Origin of the sequence: Pontixanthobacter sp. CEM42 (assembly GCF_017812015.1) — a bacterium.
GTDB lineage: Bacteria > Pseudomonadota > Alphaproteobacteria > Sphingomonadales > Sphingomonadaceae > Pontixanthobacter.
Genome location: NZ_JADQTN010000001.1, coordinates 1,234,651 through 1,248,608 on the forward strand (window position 1 = coordinate 1,234,651; position 13,958 = coordinate 1,248,608).

Annotated in this window: 9 protein-coding genes; 4 read left to right on the forward strand and 5 right to left on the reverse strand. The window is 55.8% G+C overall.

The annotated features are described in order from the left end of the window. Positions 1 to 63 precede the first annotated feature (63 nt). A complete protein-coding gene (locus J9777_RS05910; protein ID WP_245228518.1) occupies positions 64 to 2,283 on the reverse strand; it encodes an EAL domain-containing protein in 2,220 nt (739 codons plus the stop codon). 28 nt (positions 2,284 to 2,311) lie between these two features. Continuing rightward, positions 2,312 to 5,044: an EAL domain-containing protein gene (locus J9777_RS05915; protein WP_245228519.1), complete on the reverse strand. Its 2,733-nt coding sequence runs from the start codon at positions 5,042 to 5,044 to the stop codon at positions 2,312 to 2,314. A 136-nt stretch (positions 5,045 to 5,180) separates the two neighbouring features. Here J9777_RS05915 and J9777_RS05920 point away from each other — a divergent pair, with 136 nt between their 5' ends. The 3 genes from J9777_RS05920 to J9777_RS05930 are packed head-to-tail and all read left to right on the forward strand — an operon-like array spanning position 5,181 to position 9,096. After that, positions 5,181 to 6,878 carry an alpha/beta fold hydrolase gene (locus tag J9777_RS05920; RefSeq protein WP_209347825.1) on the forward strand — a complete coding sequence of 566 codons (1,698 nt, stop codon included), beginning with the start codon at positions 5,181 to 5,183 and terminating at the stop codon, positions 6,876 to 6,878. 28 nt (positions 6,879 to 6,906) lie between these two features. Beyond that, positions 6,907 to 7,761 carry an alpha/beta fold hydrolase gene (locus tag J9777_RS05925; RefSeq protein WP_245228520.1) on the forward strand — a complete coding sequence of 285 codons (855 nt, stop codon included), beginning with the start codon at positions 6,907 to 6,909 and terminating at the stop codon, positions 7,759 to 7,761. Between the two features lie 18 nt (positions 7,762 to 7,779). Beyond that, positions 7,780 to 9,096 carry an FAD-dependent oxidoreductase gene (locus J9777_RS05930; protein ID WP_209347826.1) on the forward strand — a complete coding sequence of 439 codons (1,317 nt, stop codon included), beginning with the start codon at positions 7,780 to 7,782 and terminating at the stop codon, positions 9,094 to 9,096. Here the strand turns inward: J9777_RS05930 and J9777_RS05935 are convergent. Both J9777_RS05935 and J9777_RS05940 read right to left on the reverse strand, forming a co-directional pair. Continuing rightward, positions 9,093 to 10,043 (reverse strand): glycerophosphodiester phosphodiesterase family protein, encoded by a 951-nt coding sequence (locus tag J9777_RS05935; protein WP_209347827.1) that lies wholly within the window; start codon positions 10,041 to 10,043, stop codon positions 9,093 to 9,095. The genes J9777_RS05930 and J9777_RS05935 overlap by 4 nt on opposite strands. An 85-nt stretch (positions 10,044 to 10,128) precedes the next feature. Next, positions 10,129 to 11,022 (reverse strand): alpha/beta fold hydrolase, encoded by an 894-nt coding sequence (locus J9777_RS05940; protein WP_209347828.1) that lies wholly within the window; start codon positions 11,020 to 11,022, stop codon positions 10,129 to 10,131. A gap of 71 nt (positions 11,023 to 11,093) precedes the next feature. Here J9777_RS05940 and J9777_RS05945 point away from each other — a divergent pair, with 71 nt between their 5' ends. Then, on the forward strand, positions 11,094 to 12,848 hold the full coding sequence (locus J9777_RS05945) for a D-aminoacylase (RefSeq protein WP_209347829.1): 1,755 nt from the start codon (positions 11,094 to 11,096) through the stop codon (positions 12,846 to 12,848). Positions 12,849 to 12,857: 9 nt separating this feature from the next. Here J9777_RS05945 and J9777_RS05950 read toward each other — a convergent pair whose 3' ends face one another. Beyond that, complete coding sequence (locus J9777_RS05950; RefSeq protein ID WP_209347830.1) at positions 12,858 to 13,940, reverse strand: DUF2855 family protein; 1,083 nt, start codon at positions 13,938 to 13,940, stop codon at positions 12,858 to 12,860. Positions 13,941 to 13,958: the final 18 nt, after the last annotated feature.

Consider the following 13,958-nt stretch of genomic DNA (forward strand, 5'->3'; position numbering starts at 1 on the left):
CCCCGCAACTAGCGGCAGTAGTTAGCTATGTCAGCATGAATAGCTGTAGGACAGCATTTTTGATCAGGTCTTATGCTGCTTCATATCCAATTCCATAAACATCGGCCGGGTCGGTGAACCATCGGCGCTTTGATTATTGACCAACGGATAATTGCCCGGAGGAAGCGCTGCCAATGGCATGCCAGCAGCGGCCAGCGAGTATGGCGAGACCCGGTGGCGTGTGCACAATCCGTCCGCTCCGTCGCTGACAAGCGGCGTTTCAAACTCAAGGCCCTGAACAGCATCTTTTGACCGTCTTACAGTGGCTACTGCCAACTGGCCTTCGCCCAAGTCGATCACCAGTTTGGTGCCTTTGGGAATATTCAAAATCCCTTCGATCATCGCGCCGGTAACCGAAACGTTGCGCATTACCGAGCTATAGCGGTGGTCCTCGTGAATTACGCCAATTCTGCGGTACACTGTCTTCCGATCCGCCCTATGCTTAGCAGGTCCAACCGCATCAAATGCCAAGTCGCCGCTTTCAAAGCGCGCAAGCACATCTTCCTGAGCGATTGCTCTAGAAAAGATGAAGCCTTGAATTTGATCAGCGCCAAGCTTCGTGACCAATTCAAGCTCGTCTAGAGACTCTACGCCCTCTGCCACGGTATCCATGTTAAGAGCACGTGCCAGGCTAACCACAGCAGTGATAATTGCCGCGTTATTGTTCCCCTCAACTGTTGAACCACGAACGAAGCTCTGATCGATCTTAATCTTATCGAACGGCGCATCGCGCAAGTAACCCAGCGACGAGTAACCCGTGCCAAAATCATCCAGCGCCAGGCGCACACCCAATTGCTTCAGCTGTTTGAACATCCGGCTGGTTGCGTGTGGATCACCCATGAAGACGCTCTCGGTAATCTCGAGCTCTAACCGGTCAGGTTCCAATCCGGAGTTCTGCAGTGCGCGTTCGACGATTCGCGGAAAGTCCTCATTGGCGAATTGGACAGCCGAAACGTTTACCGCGACACGCGTTCCTGGCGGCCACTCTTTGGCATCGCGGCAAGCCCGCATCAGCGCCCACTCACCGATATCGGCAATGATGCTGGTTTCCTCAGCAATAGGGATAAACTGCCCGGGGCTGATCCAACCCTGCTCCGGATGGTTCCACCGCATCAAGGCTTCGAAACCTTTTGGAGCTTTTGTTTTGGGTAGGATCAACGGCTGATAGTGCAGCTCCAACTGATCTTGATGCAACGCATCGCGGAGGTCTTCCTCGATCTGCTTACGCAGTTTTGCACCGTCTTTCAGATCGCTCGAGTAGAAGCGGAATTGGCCGCGACCGCCGCCCTTTGCAGCGTAGAGAGCCAAATCAGCAGCACTAACAAGTTCACCGGCTTCAAGACCATCATAGGGAGCAATCGCAACGCCGATTGAGGTTCCGATAATCGCGCGACTACCGTCGATCGAATAGGGTTGTGAAACCATCTGGATAACCCGATGAGCAAGGTCACCCAATTTACCGCGGTCATCAACGTCGGGCAGCATAATTTGAAATTCATCGCCTCCCAAGCGCCCAATTATGCCTTGCTCGCCAATAATAGCTTTAAGGCGCTGGGCGACTTGCTTCAGCAGTTCGTCACCAGCCGGATGTCCAAGCGTATCGTTGACTTGCTTAAATCGGTCGAGATCGAGCATCATCAGCGCGCAACTTCGCTTCGCAGCTTGATATGCGACCAGCGTAGTCGACAGGCGCTTTTCCATGCTGTGTCGGTTCGCCAACCCAGTAAGTGTGTCAAATTTGGCAAGGCGGGATGCATCCAGATCCCGTTGCCGAACCGAAGTGATATCCTTGGCACCGCCACGGTAGCCCATGAATTCATTTTCATCGTCGAACTGCGGCTTGCCAGAGATCGACCACCAGGTTTCCGCTTCGCCATCCCCGATATTGATCCTGGCGGACAGATCGGCGAATGAGTTGCGGGCGCTGATGAGAAACGGAAGGGGACGCTCCGACTTCTCCGGATCGTCATTCTTGTCCGGAATAAACAAGCTGGTCAGTTGCCGGCCAAGAAGGGACGCACTGTCACTACCCAGCGCACCGGCGGCACTTTCCGACAGGTAGATAAGGCAACCCTTTGCATCAGTCGCCCAGAACCAACCGAGCTGCAAATTCTCGAAATTGTCGAGCAATTCGAGCCGCTGCTGCATGTCATCCTTGCCGATCGGCAACGACATTGGTTCGACTTCGGGCTCAACATCATTGCTGCTGCCCAAACGAGAGAGAAATCCGCCTTTAGCCATCATAGGCCCCCACTTCTGGAAACGCTGCAAGTCATGCTTGCTTCCTCACATTTCCAAATCCATTCTGCGTTGGTGAGGCCGTCGACCTCAGGTCGGGCGAGTCCATATCAACGGGTGTTTCAAATTGGATACCCATGCGATTGTCCTCACTCCAAATCGTTTTTGCGGTGACGATCAGTTTCTTCGAGATGGCCACCTTGAATACTGTGCCCACAGGCACGTTCCACAATCCTTCAACCATGGCCCCACCAGCAGCCATATTGCGGATTGCGCCGTCATACATTTGGTCTTCGTGGCTGAGCACAACCTTGCGCAGCATCTTCTGCCGGAAAGCACGTGCGGACCGCGGTCCTTTCGCAACCATATTCATACCCTGCTTCAAGCGTTCCAAAGCGGCCTCTCCGCTGAGAGCCTTCGAGTAAATATACCCCTGGATATGGCTACAACCTAGCGAACGCACGAGTTCCAGCTCGTCCATAGTCTCCACGCCTTCAGCGGTGGTATCCATACCCAATGCCTCGGCGAGGCTGGTGATGGATGCGATAATCGCACCGTTGCGGCTACCCGGCTTGGTCGCACCGCGAACAAAGCTCTGGTCGATCTTGATCTTGTCGAACGGCGCTTTTTTCAGATAGCCAAGTGACGAATACCCCGTACCGAAATCATCCAAGGCGAGCCGCACGCCAACCCGCTTCAAAGCAGCGAACATCGCATCCGTACCGTCATCATCGTTCAAGAAGACGCTTTCCGTGATTTCGAGTTCAAGACGCGACGGGTCAATCCCAGTATGTGCGATGGCACTGGTAATAACTGTCGGCAATTGAGGATTGGCAAATTGCAATGGTGATACATTGACCGCACAGCGAACATTTTCCGGCCAACTGGCCAGATCATCGCAAGCAGCGCGTATAGCCCATTCTCCGATGGCAGAGATCAGGCCGGAATCCTCTGCAACCGGTATAAATTTTGCGGGCGACAGCCAGCCCTTCGTCGGGTGGTTCCAGCGCAATAGTGCCTCGAATCCAGAGATCGTCTCATCATGCGCGTAAATCACCGGCTGGTAATATAATTCCAGTCCACCCTGCGAGATGGCGTCGCGAAGGTCTTCCTCGAGCTGGGCGCGTTCCTCCGCGGCCGCGTGCAGATCATTCGAGTAGAAGTGATATCGACCACGACCACCATCTTTGGCGGCGTAAAGCGATAGGTCCGCATTGCGGATCAACGACTCGCTGGTCACACCATCATTCGGCGCGATCGCGATCCCGATTGATGCACCGATAACAACACGTTGCCCCTCGATAGAGTACGGCTGTGACAGCGAGTGAATAATTTCGTGAGCCAATTGGCCAAGCTCTTCGCGATCAACTGCGCCGGGCGTGATGACTTTGAACTCGTCTCCGCCCAGGCGGCCCACTTGGCCATTCTTCCCGACAGTACTCTTCAAGCGTTCTGCAACTTGCTTCAACAGCGCATCACCTGCGGGATGGCCAAGCGTATCATTAACGTGCTTGAACCGGTCGAGATCGAGCAAAAGCACTGCGCATGCGCGCTGCTGTTCCAATGGAGAACTCAATATCTTCTGCAGTGTTTGCTGCGTCTGGAAGCGGTTGGCGAGGCCGGTCAGCGAGTCAAACTGCGCCAAACGATTGACGTTCTCTTCGCTTCGCTTCTTCTCGGTCAGATCAGTGCCCGAGCCGCGAAAACCAACGAAATTGTGAAAATTGTCATAGGCGGGACGGCCATTGATCGACCACCACCGCTCCTCGCTGGCTGCGGCGGAGCGGACACCCAATTCCTGAAATGACGAACGTGAAGACAGGTGAAACGAAAGCGTCCGCTCACCTTCTCGATTTTCTTCACCGAGGTCGAACAGATCTGTGAGACTTCGCCCGAGCACTTCGTCTTCGGGCTTATCCAGCACATCGATCACCGAAGGTGATAGGTATGTTAGCAAGCCGCGTCGATCGGTTTCCCAAAACCACCCCTGACCGGTCTCCTCATAGTCACGAAGAATATCCTCAGCCCGGTTGCGTTCGCGTTCACGTGCCTGCTGCTTTTCGTTGCGCTTTCGGCTGATGATCGATTGATGGTAACCAACCACAATCATCGCCAGTGCGGCAGCGGTAATTCCCAAAAACGAAGTGCGACTACCCTCTACCGCGGCCACAGGAATCCAGCAGAAGAACTGGGCAACAAACTGTTGGACAATGCGGCCCGACAGCAAGCTTCCCGCCAACGCGCCAGCACAGACCAATCCGGCCATAGCCCAAGGCCAAGTCAGAGTGTCGTACATCACCCAGTAGCTGAGATTGAAACCCACGCAGGCCATTGGAATAACTATCGCAAGCCATGCGAAAGCCTCCAACGTGAGCGTGTTTTCCTCGCGGATCCGTTCCCTAAGCGCAATCTCGCGCGCTCCGTAGCAAACTCCCAGCGATACCACCGCGCTGAGCAACACGGGCCAAGGCGGCAGCGATTGGGCAAATATCGCCGCGACCAATACCGTCGAGGCTATTAGGATCGCCATCAACCACCAATCGATAGGCAGAACGTGCATCCTAAACTTGGTTGAGCGGTCTGAAATGCGGCCGGCGCGCTGAGCGATTACACGGCGTTGAACGCCATCGCGGCGCTCTTTCTGAAGGGTTTCTGATTGCTCAACGAGGTTCTCATCATCATGGACTTCGCGCACACGAAAGGGCGCGTCGGAGCGCGCGCTGGAATTTTCGTCTGATACTCGTCGTTGTGGCTCAACTATGCCCATGACATCGCCATGCGCTCATCCCTTTGAAAAAGCGTTAACCATCCACCCAAATTCGAGGCATTTTTGGCCCCCTGCTTGCCATTCGCAAGCCTGCGGTGCATGAAACCGGAAACAGAAAAGCGTATCAGGAGAGCACATGGCTGACGGCACCAAGCTGGAAGACGAAGCAGCGCAATCGACCACCGCATTAGGCCCGATGATCGGGTTGGCCCGTGAAGATTTCGTAGGCGCAATCGCCCTCCTTCTCCGCGAAACAGCTTCAGACCCGATGCGTTCGATGAAGCATGCTCAGGAAATGGGCCAGGACATGATCAAAATCATGACCGGCAAGTCCGATCTTGCGCCCGATCCGCGTGACAAACGCTTCAAAGACCCGGCATGGCAATACAACCCGTTCTTCCGTGCTGGTGCGCAATATTATCTCGCCGTGCAAAAGGGCATGAGCAATTGGTTGGGCGATCTTGAGTTAGACGATCTGGAACGCGATCGCGCCAATTTCATCTCCAATATTATCATCGACGGTCTGGCGCCGACCAACACGCTGATTGGTAATCCTACCGCGCAAAAACGGCTCGTCGATAGCGGCGGCCTCAGTCTCGTTAAGGGTCTCAAAAACGCCTTTAACGACATGGTCCACAACAAGGGCATGGTCAGCCAGGTGGATAAGCGCCCGTTCAAGCTGGGTGAGAACGTTGCAACGTCGAAAGGCTCTGTGGTTCTGCGCACGGAAATGATGGAATTGATCCATTATGCTCCGACTACGGACGAAGTGCATGAGATCCCGCAACTGACAATCCCGCCACAGATCAACAAGATGTACATCAACGATCTCTCGCCAGAGAAATCGGTGATCAAGTGGCAAACCGATAACAAGATCCAAACCTTCGTAATCTCGTGGCGTAATCCATCGAAGGAACAGGGTCATTGGAACATGACCGACTATGTGAAGTCATGTCGCGAGGCGATGGAAGCCGTTGCGGCCATCACAGGCGCTAAAAAGGTCAATGTGTCTGCGGGTTGTTCGGGTGGACAAACCGCCGCGATGCTCGCCAGTAAGATGGCGTCTGATAAAGATGATCTCCTCGGCGCGCTGACGCTGATGGTATGCGTCCTTCACCCGAAACAGAACGACATTGAAGCCGGCTCTCTGGTGAGTGAAAACGGCATGCAACTCGCTCGCCAGCGCGCCGCCAAAAAGGGCGTAATCAAAGGCGATGATCTTGCACGCGGGTTCGCGTGGTTGCGGCCAAATGATCTGATCTGGAACTACGTCATCAACAACTATCTACTCGGCGACGATCCGCCAGCATTTGATGTCCTGTTCTGGAATGCCGATGCAACCAACCTCTCGGCAAGCCTGATGGGTGATTTCCTGACCGCGTTTGAGACCCTGGCCTTCGCTCGTCAGGGCGAAGTGGAGATGGTCGATCACATGGTCGATCTGTCAAAAGTGAAGAGCGATTTGTTCATCCTTGGCGGGGTCACCGATCACATCACACCTTGGAAAGCGACCTATCGTTCAACCCAATTGTTTGGCTCCAAGAACGTTACTTACGTGCTCAGCCAGTCTGGTCACATGCAAGCAATCTTGAATCCCCCCGGTAATCCAAAAGCCAAATATTTCGTCCAGAAGAAGAACGGCAAGCTGCCGGAAACTGCGGATGAATGGCTACCAGGAACCGAAGAGGTTGCCGGCAGCTGGTGGCCGTATTGGGCCGAATGGGTTCAAGCACGCGCCGGCAAGATCAAGCCTGCGCCGAAGAAGCTTGGCAATGCAAAATACAAACCACTCGACCCTGCTCCAGGCCTCTACGTGTCTGAAGAAGTCGACTGATCCATCTGAATTATTAAAGGAATTTCGCTTGAGCGATCCTATGGCCTCGGCCGAAATCTCGATTGAAAATGTTGGTGGCCGCGATCTGCGTATAGCGCGCTGGCGGCTTGACGAGCCCAGCGATCACCCACCGGTTCTGTTTTTCAACGGCATCGGCGCGAATATCGAAGCGGTTGCTCCTCTGGCCGAAGCTATGAGCGACCGTGCATTCATCATGTTCGATATGCCGGGAACGGGTGGCTCGCCTGATCCGATAATCCCTTATACCATTGTTACGATGGCGTGGACGGCGACGCAAGTGCTGGACCGTTTCGATCTCGATGTGGTTGATGTCATGGGTATCAGCTGGGGTGGCGGTATGGCGCAGCATTTCGCCATCCAACATCCCGGACGTACCAGGCGCCTGGTGCTCATCGCAACCAGCGCGGGCATGCTGATGGTTCCGGGCAACCCGGCGGCACTGACCAAGATGGCCAACCCGCGCCGCTATGTCGATGCCGACTATATGGCGCAGCATTTTGAAACGCTTTATGGCGGTGCGCTTGATGGCACCGAAGGCAAAGGTGGCCATATGTCACGCCTCACCCCGCCCAGCCCGCGCGGCTATATGTATCAGCTTCTTGCAATGCTTGGCTGGACCAGTGCGCCTGTTCTGCCCTTTATGCGCAAGGAAACGCTCATCCTGATGGGCGACGATGATCAGATTGTCCCACTGGCCAATGGTAAGTTCCTCAAGACGCTCATTCCCAATAGCGAGCTGATCGTGATGGAAGGCGGAGGGCATCTGTTTCTGCTCAGTCACAAGGATGAAAGCGTCGCCGCGATCACCGATTTCCTCGATGCACCGGAGGAAACGGAGCTCTCAGCAGCAGCAGCAGCGTAATAGTCCGGAGGGGACAGCATGCGGCATATCGCGATTATTGGCTCAGGTCCGGCGGGTTACTACACCGCCGAAGCAGCACAGAAGCAGTGGGGCGATGATGTCCAAGTCGATGTTTTCGACAAGTTGCCCGTTCCTTACGGATTAATCCGCACCGGCGTCGCGCCCGATCACCAATCGATTAAAAGCGTGGCGCGGCGATATGAGAAGACCGCACTGACCGACAATGTCCGCTTTGTCGGCAATGTCGCCATAGGCATCGATCTCTCCATAGCCGAGCTGCAAGAGCTTTACGATGCGGTAGTGATGGCCACTGGGGCACCCAACGATCGGCAACTTGGTCTGGATGGCGAAGGTCTAGGTAACGTCTTCGGCAGCGCAGACTTTGTCGGCTGGTACAACGGCCATCCTGAGTTCGCGCAACTTTCTCCCGATCTATCCGGCAAGAACGCTGTTGTGATCGGAATGGGTAATGTTGCGCTCGACGTGGCAAGAATTCTGGCCAAGACCGAGGCGGAATTTGCCGGAAGCGATATCGTTGCACATGCACTCGATGCGTTGAAGAACTCTGGCCTTGCAAAGATCACTATCCTCGGACGCCGCGGACCTCATCAGATCATGATGACACCCAAAGAGCTCGGTGAGTTGGGCAATCTCGAACGCGCATCACCCCGCGTAGACCGCAATGATTTGCCTGAAGAAGCTGATGACGCGATTTTGGAGCCTGGCATCCGTAAATCGGTGGCTCACCTGCGCAGCTTCGCCGCGATCCCCGAGGACATGCACGCCGAGAAGGCCGTAGAAGTCGAATTCGATTTTTTCGCCAACCCGACCGCGATTGTGGGCGATGGCAAAGTCGCTTCAGTCACGGTCGAAGAAACACAGATCGAGAATGGCAAGGCTGTTGGAACCGGCACCACCTACTCGATACCAGCAGACGTCGTGGTCGCCTGCATCGGCTACCGCACATCGCCGATCCCCGGCATTCCGTTTGACGAACGCGCAGGCCGTTTTGCCAATGACGCAGGCCGTATTCTGACCGGCCTTTATTGCGTTGGCTGGGCACGGCGCGGCCCATCGGGCACCATCGGTACAAACCGACCCGATGGCTATGCCTTGGTCGAGAAAATCGCCGAGGACATCGAAAGCGGCGCATTGGGCCGTGTGGGCAAAGCGGGTCGCGAAGGATTCGATGCGCTCGCCAAAGAGCGCGATCTCGACATCGTTACATTCCAGGACTGGAAGAAAATCGAAGAGGCAGAAGCCGCCGCCGCGCGCGACGGATCACCGCGCGAAAAATTCGTCGATATCGAAGCGATGATCAAAGCAGGCCACTAACGGCTCACGCCGCACTGCCCTGCTTCAGGGAGCCTTCCAGCCCCTTTCAAAGCAACCGCTGCCGCTCGCGGACGATCTGTCGCTATGATGTCGACGCCTTGCTCGCTTAGCTCGGCATAGCGCTCATCAGTGCCCATGCGGGCAAACACTTTGTCGAGCGACTGCCGCCCGCCCAGCGTACCGAAAATTACCTCGACATCCTGAGAATCCAGATTGGAATACAGATCAGGTCGAGCCAAACGCGTGCCGGTAAATGCAACCAACCGATCTGCGGGAATACCCGCCGCAACCGCCTCATCCAAAGCGCCCGGGCGCTGCAGCGATAGCGAGATAAGCATTTCCGGCGCTAGTTCGTGCATTTTGGCGGCAGCTGCGACAGAATAGGCGATTAGGATGACGCGCTGTTCTGTGCCGGTTTGGCGAACGAGATCGATAACGCGTTCATAAGATGCCGAACGCTTGAAATCGATCTGAACGACTGTGCGATCCTTTGCCCAATTCAACGCTGCCTCAAGTGTCGGGACCAAGTAGGGAGTCACCCAACCATCGGCATCGACCAAACGCAGCTGGGAAATCGCGCTCCATTCCAATTCATCTGCGTTGCCGGTGCCGGTCGTCGTCCGATCGAGCGTGCGGTCGTGCATGAGATAATGCACACCGTCGCTGCTGGCCGCGACGTCAAACTCCATGATAGCCGGAATGGCGGTGAGGACAGCATCCATTGTTTCGATCGCATTCTCGGGCAGACCCGCCGATGGGCCGCCGCGATGCGCAGAGATCAACGTTTTTTCCTCAGCCTCAAAGCAATCGAGCGTATCCGATAGGTTGCTCCCAACATCGATGCGCCATTGCGGAGCGGGGTCTTGGGCCACACCGGTGCTGGCCGTTGCAAGCAAGCATACGGATGCGATGCTTGACAGAGTTGTCGACTTCAAAGCGGTCTTCATGACGGGTTCGGGCTCCGTGACTGTTGAGCGTCACTAGATGCACAATATCTCAATCAAATGACAGTGCGCATATCTGCTTGGTGATCTATCGAGTGAGCCATTCCTTCATCGCGTCGTTAATCTCATCGGGAATATCCTGCTGCACCCAATGCGATGCATCTGGGAAGCGCCTTATCGTCACATTCGGGACATATTTTTCAGTGCCGTCGAGTAGGTGAATATCGAGAGCAATGTCCTGTTCGCCCCACAGAATGAGCGTCGGCGTTTCGACGATCCCATCACCCATCCCTTTCCGGTCAGGCATACGCAGTAAGGCTCTGTAATAGTTAAACATGGCCGTCAGGGCCCCGCCCTTTTGCGCGGCCTCGCGATAGGGCTTCAGCTCTGCGCTACTAAACCGTTCTTTGTTCACTGCGGAATCACGAAACACGCGTGCAATGGGTGCCGCGCCGGCACGCCCGAGCAACTTCTCTGGCAACCATGGCAACTGGAAGAAAAACACATACCAGCTCTTCTTCAACTGCCGCCATTTCTTGATTTCCCGCTGCCCGCATTTCGGATGCGGTACGTTCAAGATGATGAGTTTTGCCAGCGGACGCAGTTTCTTAATGGCAAAGTGCCAAGCAACAATCGCACCCCAATCATGCGCAATCAGCGTGACTTCCTTCGCGCCGCTGACATCGATCAATGCCGCAACATCCTGCGCCAGCGTGTCGAGCCGGTAATTCTCAACACCTTCGGGCCGGGTTGTCCCGCCATAGCCGCGCATGTTGGGCGCCCATACCCGGTAGCCCATCTCAGCGAGCATCGGCATCTGGTACCGCCAACTGTAATGCAGTTCCGGGAAGCCGTGCAGGCACAGGGCAAGCCGATCCCCCTGCCCGGCCTGAGCGACTTCAAAGCGGATGCCATTCGCCTCCACCCAATCAATTGTGATCCCGTTTCCGGCGTCGGGTTCCCAGCTCAATATCTCTGTCATGAGCGCACCATAGCGATGTCATTTCGAATATGCTAAATCAGTCTCAAATAGAAATTGAACGGAGAGACCCGATGCCCGCATTTGATATGATCATCCGCAATGGAACCATCGTTGATGGAACCGGAGACGCTCGTTTCACCGGCGATGTAGCGATCAAGGACGGGCTTATTGCGCAAGTCGGTGAAGTGCGCGGCGATGCAGCGGAAGAAATCGACGCCGGGGGCAATCTGGTCACACCGGGCTTCGTCGACATCCACACGCATTATGACGGCCAAGCCACATGGGATCAGGAGATGGCCCCTTCTAGCTGGCACGGCGTAACAACCGTCGTGATGGGCAATTGCGGCGTTGGCTTCGCGCCTGCCAAACCTGATCGCCACGAATGGCTGATCAGCTTGATGGAAGGCGTCGAGGACATTCCTGGCACTGCTTTGGCCGAAGGTATCACGTGGGATTGGGAAACCTTCCCCGAATATCTCGACGCGCTGGAGAAGTTACCCCGCACTGTCGATATCGGCACCCATGTCCCGCACGGCGCAGTGCGCGCCTATGTGCTGGAGGATCGCGAGCAGCCCGGCGCTGTCCCGACCGACGATGATATTGCCAAGATGTCCGAAATCGTCGAGGAAGGCGTCCGCGCGGGTGCTCTAGGGTTCTCGACCAGCCGCACCGTTTTGCACAAATCTGTCGAGGGCGAGTTGGTTCCCGGGACAACCGCCACAGCGGACGAGCTTGTCAAAATCGGCCGTGCAATGGGCCGCGTGGGTCATGGCGTGTTTGAAATGGCCAGCGATTTGCAGCGTGACTGGAACGAATTTGAATGGATGGGCGATCTCAGCCGCGAAACCGGCCTGCCCGTGACTTTCGCCGCGCTGGAATCCATCGCCAAGGAAATGCCACTCAAGGAGCAGATCGAAACGATGCGCGCGCAGAACGACAATGGTGCCAATATTGTCGCTCAAATTGCGTTGCGCGGGAACGGTATCATCATGGCGTGGCAGGGCACGGTAAACCCATTTGTCTACCGCCCGAGCTGGCAGGCAATTGCCGATCTTCCATGGGAAGAGCAAAAGCCGAAGCTGCTGGATCCGGAATTCAAGAAACAGCTCCTGTCAGAGGCCAACGATTACTCCGAAGCGCCGCAGGATATCCTGCCGGTGGTGATGGTCATCACCCAAGGGTGGGCGCTGCAATATGAGATGGATCCGGATTTCGATTACGAGCCGGACGAAACCGCCAGCGTCAATGCGCGCGGCAACGCGAAGGGTGTCGATCCGCAGGAATATGCGTATGACATGCTCTGCGCCGACGATGGCAAAGGTTTCATATATCTGCCGATTTTGAACTATGCAGAGGGCAATCTCGATTTCCTTCACCCGTTGCAGCACAGCGACGACACCGTGAACTCGCTATCCGATGGTGGCGCGCATTGCGGCACCATTTGTGACGCGGCCAGCCCGACCTTCATGCTGGAACATTGGGTCCGCGACCGGAAACGCGGCGACCGGATTACGCTGGAAAACGCGATCAAGCGCCAATGCTGGGACACCGCGCGGCTATACGGTCTGGAAGATCGCGGAATCATCGCGCCGGGCTATATGGCCGATCTCAACATCATCGATTTTGATGCTATCAAGCTTGGCAAGCCATGGCTCGCTTTCGATCTGCCTGCGGGCGGCAAGCGCTTACTGCAGAAGGCCGATGGCTATGTCGCGACAATCAAGAACGGCAAAGTCACGTTCAAAGGCGGCAAGTGGACCGGCGAAACACCCGGCGGCCTGATCCGAGGCCCGCAACGTGCGGAACTGGCTGAGGCTGCCGAGTAACGCGCCCGGCTACGGCTGGATCACGATCCCTTGAGCAGGATCAACGCTGCCACCGATCATCGTAACAAAGGCTTCGCGCGCGGCATCAATGCCTTCGCGGATATCGACTTGAACCGTGCCATCAACATCGCCGAGGAACTTGTGCCAGCTGGCAGCAACTTGTTTCGCGGCTTCCTCGTGGCCAAGATCTTTGAACAGCGCGACTGCATGATCGGGAGCGAAGAACAGAATTGGCTCTGGGCCAGCCATCTTTGCAGGACCGCCGAGCGCACCGCCACGCGCCTCGATATGCGTTGCACCCACCAGGCATGAATATTTCAGATTGTCTCCGAAGTGGTTGTGCAATTCTGCGAGCAGTCCGGCATTACCGGCAAAATCGACGGTAACGCTGGGGTTTTGCGCCAATGAACCAACATCGTCATAGGCGACGACTTCGTGATAAAGACCCGTTTTTTGTACAAATGCGACATTGCCTGCTGATGTCAGGCCGATCCGGCGCGTATCGGGCGAACGGTCTTTGGTGACACTGGCAAGGCCCATCGCGGTCTTGGAAGAGGCGCTGGTCAGGATCACCGCCTCCGCGCCAAACCAACCTTCACGGCGCATAAAGTTCTCGATCAGGAAACCGGTTTTGAACAGTGGGCCGAAGATCATCCGCTCCGACTCTTTCGCGGGATCGTGCTCAGGATCGGCAGAAAGGCGGCTATATTGGTTGTAGATCGGGCTCATCGGCTGTCGGTGCTCGGCCATATCGACAAATCCATGCGGCGTGACTTTGCCCGGCATCACATTCAAATGCGTGCCCATGGGGATATAGCCATAGACGCGCTCGCCCACCGCGAATTCTTCATGGTTCGATTCCTCGACAACCGCATGACCCCACATTGGCACGATGCCGTCATCGTCCGCTGCAGGGAAGAAGTTCCAATAGCCGAACCGGTCGCCCGCCACTGCGTAGGTCACATTGTTGGCCGTGACCGCGAAACTCTCGATCTTCAGCCGGACACCGCCCTCGGGCAAGGCACCCGAAGCTACGTCGACCGTTTTGGCATTCGAAGGATTATCGCGGGTGACATAGACAGCTTGGCTCATGGTTCTCTCCTAAACTTT